Genomic DNA, 16,122 nt, shown 5'->3' on the forward strand with positions numbered 1-16,122 from the left:
CTCTTGAACCGATTCAACGCGAGCCCTCGACGCAGATTTTTCTGCGCAGGGAAATCGACGGACCTCGACGCCCGTCTCAGGTGCGGAGGACGATGTTCTCCGGCTCCTCATCGGCCAACAGGTGTTCGACCTGTCGACGCAGGAGACGCGCCATCCGCGGCAGCATGGCGCTCGTCGCGCCCCCGATGTGCGGGGAGACGAGCACGTTCGGCAGGGACCACAGCGGGTGGTCGGCGGGCAGCGGTTCGGGGTCGGTCACGTCGAGCGCGAGTCGGATGCGACCGCTCGTCGCGTGCTCCACCAGGGCGTCGGTGTCGGCGACGGGGCCGCGGGCGACGTTCACGACGAGGGCGTCGTCGGGCAGTGCCGCCAGGAAGTCGTCTCCGATCAAGCCGCGGGTGCCGTCGGTGAGTGGCACGACGACGATGACGATCTCAGCGTGCGGCAGGAGTCCGGGCAGTTCGTCGATGCCGTGGATCGGCCCCCGCTCGTCCTCCCGCGCGCTCGACGCCACCCGGGTGACCTCGACCTCGAACGGGAGCAGCCGCTCCTCGATGGCCGCTCCGACCCCGCCGTACCCGATGAGGAGCACGCGGCGGTCGGCGAGGCTCGGGCGCTGGCTCTGCAGCCACTCGCCCGTCCGCTCGGCGCGCACGAAGTCCGGGATGCCCCGCTGCGAGGCGAGGATGAGGCCGACCGTGAGCTCCGCGGTCGAGGCCTCGTGCACGGTCGCCGCGTTGGCGAGGGTGATGCCGGCCGGGAGGAGGTCCGCGAGGCCGTCGTAGCCGATCGACTGCACCTGGACGAGCTTCGGCGTCACCGCGGCGACGTTCGCGAGCGGCTTGTTCGAGCCGAGGTAGACGGGCACGACGAGGTCGATGTGCTCGACCGGCGGTTCGGTGCGCAGATCCCATTCGACGAACTCGACGCCCTCGGGGAGGGGGCCCTGCGACAGCACCTCCTCGCGCAGGTCGGCGGGCAGGCTGACGATGAGTGGAGAAGCGGTCATGCTGCGACGCTACCGGCTGACCGACGTGGAGCCGGCAGGCTTGCGCGGCTCGTAGCGAGTCGGCTCGAAGGAACGGGCGACGAGGGCGCGCAGGGTCTCGAGGTCGCCGTCGATGATCCCCACCGCCCTGGCCTGGACGAGGACGTTCCCCAGCGCCGTCGCCTCGACCGGTCCGGCGATGACGGGGATCCCCGCTCGGTCGGCCGTCAGCTGGCACAGGAGCGTGTTCTGGGATCCACCACCGACGACGTGGATCGCGCGCACCTGGACCCCGGACAGCTCGGAAGCCGTGTGGACCGCATCCGCGAACGCCTGCGCCAGGCTCTCGATGATGCACCGGACGAACTCGGCACGGGACTGCGGCACCGCACGCCCGTGCTCGGTGAGGAACTCGGCGATGCGCGCCGGGAGGTCACCGGGGGCGAGGAACCGGGGGTCGTTCGCATCGAACACCGAGACGGGTGCGTCGACCGCGGCGGCCTGGGCGATGAGCCCGGGCAGGTCGATCGTCTCGCCGCCACGCTCCCAGGTGCGCACCGATTCGCTCAGGAGCCAGAGTCCCATCACGTTGTGCAGGAAGCGGGTGCGTCCGTCGACGCCGCCCTCGTTCGTGAAGTTCGCCGCTCGACTCGCCTCGGTGAGGACCGGGCGTTCGAGCTCGACCCCGACGAGTCCCCAGGTGCCGCACGAGATGTAGGCGGCGTCCGGGGTCGTCATCGGGACGGCGACGACCGCCGAGGCCGTGTCGTGTGAACCGATGGCGGTGACGGGTGTGGACGAGGGCAGGCCGACCTCGGCGGCGACCGCTTCGAGGAGCGTCCCGATGCGATCGCCCGGCTGGACGATGGGCGGGAGGACGGCCGCCGGGATGCCGAGTCGGGTGAGGAGTCCGGCGTCCCACCTGGTCGGTTCGCCGGCGCGGACGAGGCCGGTGGTCGACGCGTTGGTGGCCTCGGCGACGCGGGCACCGGTCAGCCAGTGCGCGATGAGGTCGGGCACCAGGAGCGCGGTGTCGGCGACGTCGAGCATGCCGGCGTCGCGCTCGGTCGCGAGCTGGTAGACGGTGTTGAACGGCAGGAACTGCAGGCCGTTCACGCGGTAGAGGTCGGCGAAGGGGACCGTTCCGTGGACCGCTTCGACACCTGCCGCCGTCCGTTCGTCGCGGTAGTGGAACGGTGCGCCGAGGAGGCGCCCCTGCCGGAGGAGGCCGTAGTCGACCGCCCATGAGTCGATGCCGATGCTCGCGAGGTGTGGCTCCTGCTTCGCTGCGCCCGACAGCCCCGCGATGATCGAGCGGTACAGCTCGAGGATGTTCCAGTGCAGGCCGTCCGGCGTGCGGACGGGCGTGTTCGGGAACCGGGCGACCGGCACGAGGCGCAGCTCGCCGGGGCCGACGTGGCCGAGCATGACCCGCCCGCTCGTGGCCCCGAGGTCGACCGCCGCGACGGTGCCGCTCCGGCCTGCCGCACTCATCGCAGGAAGGCTGCGGCCACGCCCGCGTCGACGGGGATGTGCAGTCCGGTCGTGTGGCTGAAGTCGCTCGTGCAGATCGCGAAGACCGCGTTCGCGACGTTCTCGGGGACGACCTCGCGCTTGAGGATGGTGCGCTGCGCGTAGAACTTGCCGAGGTCCTGCTCGTCGATGCCGTACGTCTTCGCGCGGTTCGCGCCCCAGCCCGAGGCGAAGATGCCGGAGCCGCGGACGACGCCGTCGGGGTTGATGCCGTTCACCTTCACACCGTACTCGCCGAGCTCTGCCGCGAGCAGGCGGACCTGGTGGGCCTGGTCGGCCTTCGTCGCGGAGTAGGCGATGTTGTTCGGGCCCGCGAACACGGAGTTCTTCGACGAGATGTAGACGATGTCGCCGCCGAGCTTCTGGTCGATGAGCACGCGTGCGGCGGCCTTCGAGACGAGGAACGAGCCCTTCGCCATGACGTTGTGCTGGAGGTCCCAATCGGCCTCGGTGGTCTCGAGGAGCGACTTCGACAGCGAGAGGCCCGCGTTGTTGACGACGAGGTCGAGTCCACCGAAGGCGATGACGGTCTCGTCGATCGCGGCTTGGACAGCGGCTTCGTTCGAGACGTCGGCGGCGATCCCGATGGCGACGTCGGTGTTGCCGAGCTCGGCCGCCGCCGCCTGCGCCTTCTCCAGCGAGAGGTCGGCGATCGCGACGACCGCGCCCTCCGCGACGAGACGCGTGGCGATGGCCTTGCCGATGCCGGATGCGGCACCGGTGACGAGCGCGATCCGGGTCGCGAGCGGCTTCGGCTTCGGCATCCGTTGCAGCTTCGCCTCCTCGAGTGCCCAGTACTCGATCGCGAACTTCTCGGCCTCGTCGATCGGCGCGTACGTGGAGAGTCCCTCGGCCCCGCGCATGACGTTGATGGCGTTGACGTAGAACTCGCCGGCGACGCGGGCGGTCTGCTTGTCCTTGCCGAAGCTGAACATGCCGACGCCGGGGACGAGGACGATGAGGGGGTCGGCGCCGCGGATCGCCGGGCTGTCGGCCGTGGCGTGGCGGTCGTAGTAGGCCTGGTAGTCCTCGCGGTAGGCCTCGTGCAGGGTGCCGAGGCGCTCGATGACCTCCTCGACGCTCGCCGTGGCGGGCAGGTCGACCGTGAGTGGCTTCACCTTGGTGCGGAGGAAGTGGTCGGGGCAGCTCGTGCCCAGTGCGGTGAGACGCGGGTGCTCCGCCGAGGCCAGGAAGTCGAGGACCTCGGGGCTGTCGGTGAAGTGGCCGACGACGGGGCGGTCGGCGGAGGCGAGCCCGCGGATGGTGGGCGCGAGGGCCGCCGCCTTCGCACGACGCTCGGCCTCGGGCAGGGCTGCGTAGCCGTCGAGCGGCGGACCGAAGGGCTCGGGGCGGGAGTTCGTCTCGATGTAGGCGGCCGCGGTGTCGATGATCCACAGCGAGTTCGCCTCGGCCTCGTCGGAGGTGTCGCCCCAGGCGGTGATGCCGTGCCCGCCGAGGATGGTGCCGATGGCCTGCGGGTTGTCGGCCTTGATGGCAGCGATGTCGAGGCCGAGCTGGAAGCCGGGGCGACGCCACGGGACCCACACGACCTTGTCGCCGAAGATCTTCGCGGTGAGTTCGGGGCCGTCGGCGGCGGTCGCGATGGCGATGCCGGAGTCGGGGTGCAGGTGGTCGACGTGGGCCGCGTCGACGAGGCCGTGCATGGCGGTGTCGATCGACGGGGCCGCGCCACCCTTGCCGTGCAGGGTGTAGTCGAAGGCGGCGACCATCTCGTCCTCGCGGTCGAGGCCGGGGTAGACGTCCTGGAGGGCGCGCATGCGGTCGAGGCGGAGGACCGCGAGACCCTCGGGCTTCAGCGTGCCGAGGTCGCCGCCGGAGCCCTTGACCCAGAGGAGCTCGACCGGCTCGCCCGTGACGGGGTCGATCTCGGTGCCCTTGGCCGAGGTGTTGCCGCCGGCGTAGTTGGTGTTCTTCGGGTCGCTCCCGAGGCGGGTGCTGCGGGCGATGAGCTCGGCAGCGGTTGGGTTCACGGACATTCGCACTCCTTCGTCGGGGCACGTCCGTGCCCGGTGTTCAATCGTGTTAAGTATGACAAGAAGTCACAGATGTCGCAATGGCGGATGTCCCGATCTCAGGAGAACCTCGGCGCGTTGCGGTCGGCGCTGAGCGACGCGCGCGGTGACTCCTGAGAACGGGAGGTGTGGGGCCTGGTGCTCAGAGGAGTTCGACGGCGTCGCGGTAGGCGTCGAGCGCAGGGTCGGCGGGGTCGAGTTCCGTGACGAGGAGGTCGATGTCCGCCAGGGCGAAGCCGACCGCCATTGCGCGCTGCCCCAGCTTCGAGGACGCGGCGACGAGGATCGTCTCGTCGGAGGCGCGGGCGAACGCCTGCTTGACCTGCGCTTCTTCGAGGGTGACCTCCGAGCTGCCGACGGTCGGGTCGATGGCGGCGGCTGACAGAAAGAAGCGCCGGTAAAGCACCGATGACGCCGCCTGGCAGGCGATGGGGCCGATGAAGCTGTCGGTGCGCGACTCGGCTTGGCCGCCGACGAGGATCGCGGTGACCTCGCGGTTCGCGCCGGCGAGGAGGAAGTTGGGGTAGGAGTTGGTCGCCACCGTGAGGGTCGACTCGCCGAGCAGTCGACTGATGCCGCCGGCCGTGCTTGAGGCGTCGATCGCGATCGCGCCGTCCGTCGGGATGAGCGACCGGAGCTTCTCGACGATTGCGCCCTTCTCGCGGACGCCCGTCGCGGACCGCTCGGTGAAGGTCCTCGGTCGCAGGGTCGGGATGGCGCCACCCCGGACGCGCCGTACCAGGCCGAGCTGCTCGAGGTCGGCGAGGTCGCGTCGCACGGTCATCGAGGACACGTCGAGCTCCGCAGCTGCGTCGTCGAGGCGGATGCTGCCGTCGCGTTCGAGGATCGCCGTCAGTCGGGTCCGTCGTTCCTCGGCGCCGAGCGTGCCGGTCGTGGCCATGCCGCCCCCTGTCCATCGGTGTCGGACGTGTCCGTTCGTGTCCGTCTCAACAGGATGTCACAGCGGGGGATGCCGAACGGTTCCCAATTCAGGAGCACTCCGGCGCGTCGCCGACATGACGCGGCGTGGCGTGCGCAACGCGCCGCAAGCGTCCTGAGTTACGGACGAGCGAAGATATATGAGCATCTGGAACTTCTAGACTGGCGCCATGGAAACCACACACGAACCAGTCCTCGCCGGTCGCACGGCGATCATCACCGGAGGCGCCCGCGGGCTCGGGCTCGCGATGACCACGGCACTCGCCGAAGCCGGCGCCCAGGTCGCCCTCCTCGACCGTTTGGAGACGGTGGCCGACGCCGCGTCGGTCCTCGATGCACAGGTCTCGCCCGCGGTGATCGGGCTCCCGGTCGACGTCACCGATGAGGGATCCGTGAACGCCGCGCTCGACCACGTCGCGGATACCCTCGGGACGCCGGACATCCTCGTCAACAGCGCTGGGGTGACGCACGGCGCCCGCGCGATCGACACCGAAGTGGCCGATTGGGATCGGCTCTTCCGGGTGAACGTCACCGGGACCTTCCTCGTGTCCCGGCAGTTCGCGCGACGCTTCGTCGCCGACCGTCGCGACGCGGGTCACCTCGCGAGCATCGTGAACGTGTCCTCGATGTCCGCCTTCGCCGTGAACGTGCCGCAGACGCAGGCCGCGTACAACGCCTCGAAGGCCGCCGTCTCCATGCTCACGAGCAGTCTCGCGATCGAGTGGTTGCCGCTGGGGATCCGGGTCAACGCCATCGCGCCGGGCTACTTCGCGAGCGACATGACGCGTGACTTCGTCGCCGCCAATCCGGACATGGCCGAGGACTGGGTGTCGCGGATCCCGGCCGGCCGGATGGGTGAGCCGGACGAGCTCGGCGACCTCGTCGTCTACCTCGCCGGAGAGCGCTCCTCCTACGTCGTCGGGCAGAGCTTCCGGATCGACGGCGGGTACACGCTCGTCTGACGTGCGGTGACGACGACGGCCCGGAGCGCATCGGAGGGATGCGCACCGGGCCGCTGTCGTGTCTGGCCGTCTTGACTCAGTGCTGGGGCGCGGTCGGGATGCTCCGCGTCGTCTCCGCCTTCGCCAGGGCGTCCTGGTCGACCCGCATCAGGAACGTCACCGCGAACCCGACGAGGTAGGTGCAGGCGAGTGCGATGACGGTCGCCGTCGTGCCGAAGGACGTCCAGAGCAGGGTGACGAGCAGTGACCCGACGAACTGGGAGAGTCCAGCCGACAGGTTGAGGAGTGCGACCGCGCCGCCGCGGTGGTTCGGCTCGAGCGCCGGCATGAGCGCCGACAGCGGGACATAGGCCGCGACCGCGAACCCGAACATGACGACGGCGATCCCCGTGAGCCAGGGGTTCGGCCCGACGACGAGCGGGATGAAGTAGAGCAGGAGCGTGGACGCGAACATGCCGAGGCTCCCGAACCAGCGGACGGTGCGGATCCAGCCGATGCGGTCGCCGAGGATGCCCCAGAGGAGGTTCGTGAAGACCGTCACGATGTACACGAGTCCCCACAGCTGCAGCCAGGTGCCCTGCTCGAAGCCGATGTCGCGGACGAAGACGATCGGCAGCATGACGATGAACCCGTAGAGCGAGATCTGGTTGATGACGCGCTGGAGCATGCCATAGGCGAGCTGGACGTTCCGGAACGGGAGGGCGATCGTGGTCGCGAGGGTCTCGCCGAGGCCCCGGAGGGTGCGGGGCTCGGAGGTCTCCGGTCCCTTGCCGCGCACGAGGACGCCCGCGAGCACGCCGCCCACGGCGATGAAGGCGATCGCGCCCCACATCGTCTCGACGGCTCCGAACGCCGGGATGGTGAAGCTCGGCAGATACGACCCGAACACGCCGACGCCGACCGAGTACGAGCACCAGAACCAGCCCATCGCGGACGACAGCTTGTCCTGCGGAGCGGCGTAGGAGATCCACACGACGAACCCGAAGACGAACAGCGGGTAGGCGACGGCGCGGATGGCGTACATCACCATCATCATCGCGAAGTCGTGCTGCACGATGCCGAAGTACACGAAGCCGGCGTGGAAGACGATCCACCCCGCGGCGGCGGCGATCATGATGCGCCGCGGTCCGAAGTACTCGGCCAGCACACCGGAGGCGAACGCCCCGATCGCGACGATCAGGCCGTACACGGTGAAGAGCGAGCCCACCTGGTCGGTGCTGAAGCCCTCGCTCGTGACGAGGAAGTCCGAGAGGAACGCCTGCTCGAGTCCGTCGCCGGTCATGAAGAAGGCGATCGCGACGTATCCCCAGAGCAGCGGGCCGGACAGGCCGAGGAAGGCCTTCGGTGGTCGGGTGCCGGGGGATCCGATGCTGGGCGCGGGTGTTCCGATTGGTGAGGACATGCTCTCTCTCCATTGAGGTGGGACGCGTCGACGGCGCGTGGAACCCGGGGGAGTTCTGAGCAGAAAATATATCAGAGTGTGGCCTGACCACATCCGTTCGCCCATTTTCGGGCGAGCGAGGTCCCGTTCGCCCACAACTGGGCGAACGAATCCCTAGGAGGAGGCGTCGATGAGCGTCTCGGCGGCGCGACGCGCGTGCAGCGCGGCCTCGGGGGAGCCGGTGATGGCGGCAGTGGTCTGGGCGCCCTCGGCGAGGATCGCGAGCTGTGGGGCGAGTGATGCCGGAGCGCCGGCGTCCGCGACGAGGTCGGCGACGTAGTCCTGGAAGGACGCCTTGTGTTCGCGGGTGATGGTGGCGACCGCCGGCGAGACGCCCCCGAGTTCCCCGAAGGCGTTGATGAAGCCGCAGCCGCGGAACGAGTCGTCACTGAACCAGCCGGCCAGGTAGTCGTAGATCGCGAGGAGTCGGTCGCGGGGCGTCTCGGCGTCGTCCACGAGCGCGCTGACGCCGGTGGTCCAGAGCTCGTGTCGACGCTCCATGACCGCGAGGACGATGTCCTCCTTGCTCGGGAACTCCGAGTACAGGCGCTTCAGCGACACGCCGGCCGCCGAGCGCAGTTCGTCCATGCCGACGGACTGGATGCCCTTCGCGTAGTACAGGCGGTCGGCGGAGTCGACGATGATGTCGCGCACGGAGGCTGGCGTCGCGGGTGTGCTTGCCGGGCTCGGCGACGCGATCGTCATCGTCTGTTCGCTGGTCATTCCACCAGTGTACTTGCGTTGAGAACGATCGTTCCCTATGCTGATGGACACCGAAGAGAACGATCGTTCTCAACTCGGGGCGTGGAATCGGGCGACGAGCCCGGACGCAGAAGACGAAAGGAATCGAACCATGTCGTTCATCACCGTCGGAACCGAGAACAGCACCTCCGTGGAGCTCTACGTCGAGGATCACGGCAGCGGCCAGCCCGTTGTCCTCATCCACGGCTACCCCCTCGACGGCTCGTCGTGGGAGAAGCAGACCGCGGTGCTCCTCGACGCCGGCTACCGCGTCATCACCTACGACCGCCGCGGCTTCGGCAAGTCCTCCAAGCCCACCGAGGGCTACGACTACGACACCTTCGCCGCCGACCTCAAGGCCGTCGTCGACGGGCTCGACCTCCACGACGCGGTCCTCGTCGGCTTCTCGATGGGCACCGGCGAGGTCGGTCGCTACCTCGGCACCTACGGCTCGGAGCGCGTCGCGAAGGCCGTCTTCCTCGGATCGCTCGAGCCCTACCTGCTGCAGACCGACGACAACCCGACGGGTGTCCCGCAGGACGTGTTCGACGGGCTCCTCGAGGCCGTCACCGACGACCGCTACGCGTTCTTCACGAGCTTCTTCGAGAACTTCTTCAACACGGACGAGAATCTCGGCTCGCGCCTGAGCGAGGAGGCGCTGCGGGCCAACACGCAGCTCGCCTACAACGCGTCGCCGTACGCCTCGGTCGCTGCGCAGCCGACCTGGCTGACCGACTTCCGGGCCGACGTCGCGAAGATCGACGTCCCGTCGCTCATCGTGCACGGCACCGGCGACCGCGTCCTGCCGATCGACTCCACCGGTCGCGTGTTCGCGAAGGCGCTGCCCTCCGCCGAGTACGTCGAGATCGAGGGCGCGCCGCACGGCATGCTCTGGACCCACTACCGCGAGGTCAATGAGCAGCTGCTCGCCTTCCTCGCGAAGTAGACGGCTCTGTCGGTTCGCAATTCAGGTCCGTTCCGGCGCGTCGGCGAACTCGGCCGGCGCGCCCGGGGTGACACGCCGCGCGCGTCCTGAGTTGTGAACGTCCGAAGCCCCGCGACCGGNCGCCGACGCGCTCCTCGGCGATCTGCTGCTGGTAGCCCGAGGCCAGGTAGGCGCTGAACGGATCGGCCGGCAGGCCGCGGCTCTCGCGCCAGGCGGCGAGCGGCCCGCGGACGTCGGTGTAGAACGCGTCCATGAGGATGCCGTTCGCGCCGAGGACATCGCCGGCCTCCTGTGCCGCGGTCAGTGCGTCGCGGTCGACGAGCAGTGCGCGCGCGGTCATCTCCTGCACGTTCAGCACCGAGCGGATCTGCCCGGGGATCTTGTCCTCCACGTTGTGGCACTGGTCGAGCATGAACGCGACCGGCGAGTCGTCGTCGAGGCCGCCGCCGCGGACGACCTCGTAGAGGATCCGGAACAGCTGGAACGGGTCGGCTGCACCGACGATGAGGTCGTCGTCGGCGTAGAAGCGCGAGTTGAAGTCGAACGAGCCGAGTTTCCCGAGGCGCAGGAGCTGGGCGACGATGAACTCGATGTTCGTGCCAGGCGCGTGGTGCCCGGTGTCGAGGCAGACGAGGGCCTGGTCGCCGAGCTGGGCCACCTGGGCGTAGGACGTTCCCCAGTCGGGGACATCGGTGTGATAGAACGCCGGCTCGAAGAACTTGTACTCGAGCACGAGTCGCTGCTCCTCGCCGAGGCGGGCGTAGATCTGCTGGAGCGAGTCGGCCAGGCGGTCCTGCCGGCCGCGGATGTCCTGCTGGCCCGGGTAGTTACTGCCGTCGGCGAGCCAGATCTTGAGGTCCTGCGAGCCGGTCGCGTGCATGACGTCGATGCAGGCGAAGTGGTGGTCGATCGCCTTCTGACGGATCGCCGGGTTGCTGTGGGTCAGGCTGCCGAACTTGTAGTCCTCATCCTGGAAGGTGTTCGAGTTGATCGTGCCGAGCGCGACGCCGTGGTCCTCGGCGTAGCGACGGAGTGCGCTGAAGTCGTCCACGAGGTCCCACGGGATGTGGAGTGCGACCTTCGGTGCGAGGGCGGTGAACTCGTGCACCTTGGCGGCGTCGGCGATCTTCTCCTCCGGCGTCCGCGGGGTGCCGGGCGTCGTGAACACCTTGAAGCGGGTGCCGGAGTTGCCGAACGCCCAGGAGGGGAGTTCGATGGCCTGCTTCTCGAGCAGCGGGGTGATGGTGTCGAAACTGGTCATGGTCACTTCTCTGTGCGTGTTCCGGTGGTCTGGGGCGCGTTCACGGCGCTGGTTGCAGCATACGTGAATCGTTTCAACGTCGCTACTCGTGGAGGGCGGCGAGCTGATCTTCGAGGTGGAACACCTCGGCGAGCTGGAGGAAGCCCTGGTCCGGCGGGAGGTCGAGGTCGACGAAGAACTCGCCCATCTCGGCCTGCCAGCGCGCGTTGACCTCGGTCTCGGCCATGCCGGCCTGGGCTGCTTCGAGGGATGCCGTCTCGAAGTATCCGATGAGGAGGCCGTCGTCGCGGACGAAGAGCGAGTAGTTGTGCCAGCCCGTGTCGGCGAGGGCCTGCAGCATGTCCGGCCAGACGGCGGCATGGCGTTCGCGGTACTCCGCAAGGCGTTCGGGTTTGACCTGGAGCTGGAAGCACACGCGGTGCAGAAGTCGGGCACTCGTCATCGAGGCGTACCTTTCGGTTCGGTGTCACGGACACTCTGAATCGATTCAGAGGATCGCAAGCAGCGTATCCGGGCGATCGGCCGCGGGTCAACGGACCGACTGTCCGGATGTCTGAAGGTCTGGACAGGGTGCATCGACCGTTCGACGGTCAGGGCGCGCCCGTCGTCCGCGCCGATCACCCCTGGACACCTCGGAGCGAACTCCCTAGCGTGGACCCATGGCTGCCGATGACGCGCCACCCGATGCACCCACGATCGACGGTTCCGACGGTTCGGAGGAGACGACCGTCGCCTCGGAGAGCCCGCGCTGGCGTCGCGACGTCGCGGTGTTCCTGTCCGGACAGACGGTCTCGCTGTTCGGCTCGATGCTCGTGCAGTACGCGATCATGTGGCACCTGACGCTCGAGACGAAGTCCGGAGTCGTGCTCGCGTTCGCCGCCGTCGCGGGGTTCCTGCCGCAGGCGATCGTGTCGATCTTCGGCGGGGTGTGGGCCGACCGTATGAACCGCAAACTGCTCATCATCGCGGCCGACGGCTCGATCGCCATCACGACCCTCGCGCTCGCGATCTTCCTCATCAACGGCGCCGCCGACCTCTGGCTCATCTTCCTCACGCTCGCGATCCGCTCGGTCGGCGCGGGCATCCAGATGCCGGCGGTCTCCGCGCTCATCCCGCAGATCACGCCGACCGACAAGCTCATGCGGGTCAACGGCATCAACGGCTCCATCCAGTCGGCCATGATGCTCGTCGCCCCGGCTGCGGCCGGCGCGCTGTACGCGAGTGCGTCGCTCGTCGCGATCTTCTTCGTCGACGTCGTCACGGCCGCCATCGGGATCGGGCTGCTGCTGCTTGTACCGGTGCGGACGCTCGTGCGGTCGGGCGAGCGCCCCGGCTACTTCGCCGACCTCACCGAGGGCGTGCGCTACGTCTGGCGCCACGGCTTCGTGCGCTGGCTGCTCATCCTCTTCGCGATCGTGTTCCTGTTGGTCGTCGCGCCGTCCTACCTCACGCCGCTCATGATCGCCCGCACCTTCGGCGACGAGGTCTGGATGCTCACCGTGAACGAACTCGCCTTCAGCGTCGGCATGGTCGGCGGCGGAGCGATCATCGCGATCTGGGGTGGCACCAAGAACCGCGTGCTCCTCATCGTCGGGTCCTCGGTGGTGTTCGGGGCGCTGTCCATCGGGCTCGGACTCTCGACCAACCTCTGGGTCTTCTTCGGCTTCATGTTCCTGCTCGGGATCGCTGTGCCGTTCTTCTCGACGACGTCGATGACCCTGCTGCAGGAGCGCGTCCAACCGGAGCGGCAGGGTCGCGTGTTCGGCTTCGTCGGCATCGTCATGGCGGTGTCGATGCCCCTCGGGATGATCGTGTTCGGACCGCTCGCCGACGTCGTGTCCGTCGAACTGCTCCTCGTCGTCGCCGGTGTGCTCACCTTCGTGGTGCTCGCCGTCGCCGTGCTCGTACCGTCCGGGCGACGGGCGATGGCCGAGGTGACGAAGCAGCCGTGATCCGCTCCGGTCGTCCGATCAGGGGAGCTGCGCCGAGTAGCCCTCGCGGTAGGTGGGGTAACGGTAGGTGAATCCGGTGTCGCGGAGGGCGGCTGCCATGATGCGCTTGCCGCGGTGCGGTTCTTCCGGGGTGCGACCGGCGTCGTCGAGCGTCGGGGGAGCGACGCCGAGTCGATCGGCGAGGAAGTCGGCCACCGTCGACAGCAGGACCGGCTCCTCGTCGATGCCCGCCACGACCGGCGGGAGTGATGCCGCCGACAGGTCGAGCAGGTGCACGATCACGCCCGCGGCGTCGTCGCGGTGGATGCGATTGGTCCAGCCGGAGGGCCGGGTGACACGGCCGTCGCGGACCTGGTCGACGAACATCGTGGACGTCGGACCGTAGAGGCCGCCGAAGCGGATGGCGCTCGCCTCGGGCACGGCGGCGAGGGCGGCCTCCTCCGCGGCGAGCAGCGCGCGTGCGGTGCCGGTGGTCGGGACGGCCGGCGTGGTGTCGTCGATCGTCTCCCCGCCGTCCTCGCCCCACACCGCGGTCGACGACACGAACAGGATGCGAGGCGGGGTGCCGGGGAGTGCGGCGACCGCGCTCACGAGATGTCCGACACCGTCGCGGTAGAGGGCGTCATAGGCCTCGACCGAGCGTGCCCGCGGCGCAAGGGCCACCACGATCGCCGTCGTGTCCGCAGGAAGGTCGGGGGCGGAGGTCCTGAGGTCGCGGAGCTGGAGGGTGAAGCGCCCCTCGACGAGCTCGGGGACCGGGGTCGACTCGGGTGCCGGGGTCGACTCGGGTGCCGGGGTCGACTCGGGTGCCGTGCGCTTCACGCCGACGATGTCCTCGCCTCGGGCCAAGAGCCTCCCGGCGACGTCCGAGCCGAGCTGTCCGAGTCCCACGATCACGACGGTCATCGCTCCACCGTACCCGGCGCCAGGGGTGAGAATGGTGGGATGAGTGCTGCGGGGGAGTTCATCGACACGGCGCTCCAATACGAGGGCGACGGCTACCGGGCAGCGGACGTCGCCGAGCGCCTCGGCGACGGGCTCCGGTCCTACGGTTCATCCGTCGGGGCCGTGCGCGGGACCGTGCGCGACGCCCTCCGGAAGTTCCGCGGACTGGAGCACGACGAGCTGGCAGCCCTCGCCTCGGAGCTGTGGGCCGTGCCGGTCTTCGAGCGTCGGCTCGCCGCGATCGTCCTCCTGCAGTCGAGCGTCGCGGTACTCAGGCACACCGACCTGACGAGGATCGAAGGCTTCGTCCGCGCCGGTCGGGTTCCCCAGCTCGCCGACCCGCTGGCCACCGACGTCATCGGACCGCTCCTGGAACGCCTCGACGGGACGGCCCGAGCCAAGGCCGAGACCGTCCTCGACCGGTGGATGCAGGACGAGCCCTGGTTGCGACGGGCGGCACTACTCGTCCCGATCCGCGAGCTCGGTGCGGGTGGTGGCGAGGTCGATCGTGCCACCCGTCGGCTCGCCGTCGCCCTGGACGGGTTGCAGCGGCCGGCGCCGATCGCCGTGGTCGAGCCCGCTGTGGAGCGTCTTCGCGCCGTGCTCTGATCCGTCCGGTCGGACTGCCCTTCGACAGGCTCAGGCACCGGGACCGGCTCAGGGGCCGGTGTGTTCCGGGCGCCAGGTTCGTCCGGTCACTGAGCTTGTCGAAGTGCCCCCGAGGGGTTTCTTGTTCTGAGGGCGCCCGCGGCGGGGCTGCCCTTCGACAGGCTCAGGGACCGGATTCGGCTCGGGGACCGGATTCGGCTCGGGGACCGGGACGGGCTCAGGGACCGGGTCGGCTCTGGGGCCGACGGCGCCTCACACCTGGCGGAAGTCGATCCCCAGGAGGCTCGCCGCAGCCCGGTAGTCCGCCGCCCGGTGGCCGAGCGAGAGCGACCAGTGATGCCCGATACCGGTCGCGCTCCACTCGTCCACCCAGACACCCGGGTCACGCCCGAAGTCGACGCGGCTCGTCGTGTTGCCGATCGCGAGCAGCGGGCCGGGGACGACCTCGCCCTCCGAGGCGACGAAGGCGAGCGAGCCGTCGCGGTCCTGCCCCAACCCCAGCAGCGTGACCGGCCCGTGCCGCACGTCGAACTCGACGCTCACACCCCAGCCGCGCTTGCCGTGGTAGACCCCGAGGCCGCGCAGCAGCGGGTCGCGGGAGCTGACGGCGAGGTGGGCCGGTCCGTCGTGTCCCATCTCGACGACCTCGTCCTCGAAGTCCAGCGCCTGGATCTCGCAGAACGACCCACCGGCGCCGACGACCTGGGTCGCGAGCTGAGCGACCGTCGTCCGTAGCTCGTACTCGCCGGTCGTGGGGATGCCGCGAGCAGTGAGGAGGGACGCGCCGAGGATCATCCCGGCACCGAGCCGCTCGTGCTGTTCGCCGTCGCGACCGCGGTGGTAGTAGGCGAGGCTGTCGAGCGCGAACTCGTCGACGAGCCGGTCGAGCCCGACCGACACCTTCGCTCCCCACGCGAAGTCGTCCTCGACCACCGTGTCGTCGAGGGTGAAGATCTCCCTGGCTAGGGCCATGCGGTCGGCGACCTCGGCGTCGGTCACCTCGTCGACGAGGACGCGGAGGTCGTCGAACTCCAGGACCTCGACGTGCGAGCCGAAGGTGGTAGGCAGCAGGGTGAGGTCGGTGGAGACGTCGAGCATGCCGGGGTAGACGTGGCCCATGAGGCCGTGGCGGGCGTGACGGAGGGCTGCGCGGACGTGCGCCGCCCGGATCCACTGCGAGATCCGGTCCCACGCCGACTCCTGACGCAGCCAGCCCGACACCGAGCGGAACGGGATGCCCGCCCGACGGAAGACGTTGCCGACCTCGGGTACCGGGCACTGCCCGCAGTAGGCGAGCCAGGCACCGGTGTCGAAGCTCGCGTGGTCCATCCGCTCGGTCGGCTGCAGGTCGATGACGAGGACCGGGGTGTTCGCGCGCTGGGCGATCGGCAGGACCATCGAGGAGGTGAGGTAGGTGGTGAGGAACAGGACGATGAGGTCGCAGTCGCCCTGTCGGAGCTGTTCCGCCGCGGCGTCGCCCTCCTGCGCGTCCGAGATGAAGCCGACGTCGACGACCTCGGCGTCCATCTGCTGGAAGCGTTCCGAGACGTACCGGGCCGACGCCTGGAGCTGGGGGAGCAACTCCGGGAACTGCGGCCAGTAGGTGCCGAGGCCGCCGGCGACGAGGCCGATGCGGGGCTTCCGCCGTGCCTTCGGGGTGAGGAGCGGGTGGACGGCTGCTGCAGTGTGGGTCATCGTCGATCCTTGGTGGGTGCGGGTACGGGGTATTTAATCGATTAAATACTGCTGACGACTGTACCCGGGCGTCACCG

13 protein-coding genes and 1 pseudogene are annotated in these 16,122 nt (G+C 69.3%); 4 read left to right on the top strand and 10 right to left on the bottom strand.

Annotation, left to right across the window (positions count from 1 at the left end; translation table 11 throughout):
- Window positions 1–76 precede the first annotated feature (76 nt).
- The 4 genes from IFU11_RS12245 to IFU11_RS12260 all read right to left on the bottom strand — a co-directional run bounded on the left by IFU11_RS12245 (window position 77) and on the right by IFU11_RS12260 (window position 5,455).
- On the bottom strand, window positions 77–1,009 hold the full coding sequence (locus IFU11_RS12245; RefSeq protein WP_192019100.1) for a 2-hydroxyacid dehydrogenase: 933 nt from the start codon (window positions 1,007–1,009) through the stop codon (window positions 77–79).
- A 9-nt stretch (window positions 1,010–1,018) separates the two neighbouring features.
- The gene (locus tag IFU11_RS12250) at window positions 1,019–2,482 is read right to left on the bottom strand and encodes a rhamnulokinase (protein WP_192019101.1); all 1,464 of its coding nucleotides are present in this window, start codon (window positions 2,480–2,482) and stop codon (window positions 1,019–1,021) included.
- Window positions 2,479–4,518, bottom strand: coding sequence for a bifunctional aldolase/short-chain dehydrogenase (locus tag IFU11_RS12255; protein WP_192019102.1), 2,040 nt, complete (start codon window positions 4,516–4,518; stop codon window positions 2,479–2,481). Before IFU11_RS12255 ends, IFU11_RS12250 begins: the two co-directional genes overlap by 4 nt.
- 178 nt (window positions 4,519–4,696) lie before the next feature.
- Entirely contained in the window at window positions 4,697–5,455 is a 759-nt protein-coding gene (locus tag IFU11_RS12260) for a DeoR/GlpR family DNA-binding transcription regulator (RefSeq protein ID WP_192006343.1), read from the bottom strand.
- Window positions 5,456–5,663: 208 nt separating this feature from the next.
- Here IFU11_RS12260 and IFU11_RS12265 point away from each other — a divergent pair, with 208 nt between their 5' ends.
- Window positions 5,664–6,455 (top strand): SDR family NAD(P)-dependent oxidoreductase, encoded by a 792-nt coding sequence (locus IFU11_RS12265; protein ID WP_192019103.1) that lies wholly within the window; start codon window positions 5,664–5,666, stop codon window positions 6,453–6,455.
- A gap of 76 nt (window positions 6,456–6,531) precedes the next feature.
- Here the strand turns inward: IFU11_RS12265 and IFU11_RS12270 are convergent, their stop codons facing one another.
- Window positions 6,532–7,857, bottom strand: coding sequence for an MFS transporter (locus IFU11_RS12270; RefSeq protein ID WP_192019104.1), 1,326 nt, complete (start codon window positions 7,855–7,857; stop codon window positions 6,532–6,534).
- Window positions 7,858–8,010: 153 nt separating this feature from the next.
- Window positions 8,011–8,601, bottom strand: a complete 591-nt coding sequence (locus tag IFU11_RS12275; protein WP_192019210.1) for a TetR/AcrR family transcriptional regulator — start codon at window positions 8,599–8,601, stop codon at window positions 8,011–8,013.
- Window positions 8,602–8,749: 148 nt separating this feature from the next.
- Here IFU11_RS12275 and IFU11_RS12280 point away from each other — a divergent pair, with 148 nt between their 5' ends.
- The gene (locus IFU11_RS12280) at window positions 8,750–9,583 is read left to right on the top strand and encodes an alpha/beta fold hydrolase (protein WP_124767622.1); all 834 of its coding nucleotides are present in this window, start codon (window positions 8,750–8,752) and stop codon (window positions 9,581–9,583) included.
- Between the two features lie 120 nt (window positions 9,584–9,703).
- Here the strand turns inward: IFU11_RS12280 and rhaI are convergent.
- Both rhaI and IFU11_RS12290 read right to left on the bottom strand, forming a co-directional pair.
- Window positions 9,704–10,844 (bottom strand): annotated as a pseudogene (rhaI, locus tag IFU11_RS12285) (L-rhamnose isomerase); the annotation flags it as partial.
- Between the two features lie 82 nt (window positions 10,845–10,926).
- Window positions 10,927–11,286, bottom strand: coding sequence for an L-rhamnose mutarotase (locus IFU11_RS12290; protein ID WP_197977608.1), 360 nt, complete (start codon window positions 11,284–11,286; stop codon window positions 10,927–10,929).
- A 217-nt stretch (window positions 11,287–11,503) separates the two neighbouring features.
- Between IFU11_RS12290 and IFU11_RS12295 the strand changes: the two genes are divergently transcribed.
- Window positions 11,504–12,796: an MFS transporter gene (locus IFU11_RS12295; RefSeq protein ID WP_192006339.1), complete on the top strand. Its 1,293-nt coding sequence runs from the start codon at window positions 11,504–11,506 to the stop codon at window positions 12,794–12,796.
- An 18-nt stretch (window positions 12,797–12,814) separates the two neighbouring features.
- On the opposite strand, the gene IFU11_RS12300 is transcribed toward IFU11_RS12295, so the two are convergent.
- Window positions 12,815–13,702 carry an NAD-dependent epimerase/dehydratase family protein gene (locus IFU11_RS12300; protein WP_192019106.1) on the bottom strand — a complete coding sequence of 296 codons (888 nt, stop codon included), beginning with the start codon at window positions 13,700–13,702 and terminating at the stop codon, window positions 12,815–12,817.
- 39 nt (window positions 13,703–13,741) lie between these two features.
- On the opposite strand from IFU11_RS12300, the gene IFU11_RS12305 reads away from it, so the two are divergent.
- Window positions 13,742–14,350 (top strand): DNA alkylation repair protein, encoded by a 609-nt coding sequence (locus IFU11_RS12305; RefSeq protein ID WP_192019107.1) that lies wholly within the window; start codon window positions 13,742–13,744, stop codon window positions 14,348–14,350.
- A gap of 252 nt (window positions 14,351–14,602) precedes the next feature.
- On the opposite strand, the gene IFU11_RS12310 is transcribed toward IFU11_RS12305, so the two are convergent.
- Complete coding sequence (locus tag IFU11_RS12310) at window positions 14,603–16,045, bottom strand: L-fucose/L-arabinose isomerase family protein (protein WP_192019108.1); 1,443 nt, start codon at window positions 16,043–16,045, stop codon at window positions 14,603–14,605.
- Window positions 16,046–16,122 lie beyond the last annotated feature (77 nt).

This window comes from Plantibacter sp. CFBP 8804 (assembly GCF_014841225.1).
GTDB lineage: Bacteria > Actinomycetota > Actinomycetes > Actinomycetales > Microbacteriaceae > Plantibacter > Plantibacter auratus.

Bases quoted from the DNA above. Each gene is read 5' to 3' on its own strand.
- IFU11_RS12245 (WP_192019100.1), bottom strand. From the start codon at position 1,009: ATGACCGCTTCTCCACTCATCGTCAGCCTGCCCGCCGACCTGCGCGAG.
- IFU11_RS12250 (WP_192019101.1), bottom strand. From the start codon at position 2,482: ATGAGTGCGGCAGGCCGGAGCGGCACCGTCGCGGCGGTCGACCTCGGG.
- IFU11_RS12255 (WP_192019102.1), bottom strand. From the start codon at position 4,518: ATGTCCGTGAACCCAACCGCTGCCGAGCTCATCGCCCGCAGCACCCGC.
- IFU11_RS12260 (WP_192006343.1), bottom strand. From the start codon at position 5,455: ATGGCCACGACCGGCACGCTCGGCGCCGAGGAACGACGGACCCGACTG.
- IFU11_RS12265 (WP_192019103.1), top strand. From the start codon at position 5,664: ATGGAAACCACACACGAACCAGTCCTCGCCGGTCGCACGGCGATCATC.
- IFU11_RS12270 (WP_192019104.1), bottom strand. From the start codon at position 7,857: ATGTCCTCACCAATCGGAACACCCGCGCCCAGCATCGGATCCCCCGGC.
- IFU11_RS12275 (WP_192019210.1), bottom strand. From the start codon at position 8,601: ATGACGATCGCGTCGCCGAGCCCGGCAAGCACACCCGCGACGCCAGCC.
- IFU11_RS12280 (WP_124767622.1), top strand. From the start codon at position 8,750: ATGTCGTTCATCACCGTCGGAACCGAGAACAGCACCTCCGTGGAGCTC.
- IFU11_RS12290 (WP_197977608.1), bottom strand. From the start codon at position 11,286: ATGACGAGTGCCCGACTTCTGCACCGCGTGTGCTTCCAGCTCCAGGTC.
- IFU11_RS12295 (WP_192006339.1), top strand. From the start codon at position 11,504: ATGGCTGCCGATGACGCGCCACCCGATGCACCCACGATCGACGGTTCC.
- IFU11_RS12300 (WP_192019106.1), bottom strand. From the start codon at position 13,702: ATGACCGTCGTGATCGTGGGACTCGGACAGCTCGGCTCGGACGTCGCC.
- IFU11_RS12305 (WP_192019107.1), top strand. From the start codon at position 13,742: ATGAGTGCTGCGGGGGAGTTCATCGACACGGCGCTCCAATACGAGGGC.
- IFU11_RS12310 (WP_192019108.1), bottom strand. From the start codon at position 16,045: ATGACCCACACTGCAGCAGCCGTCCACCCGCTCCTCACCCCGAAGGCA.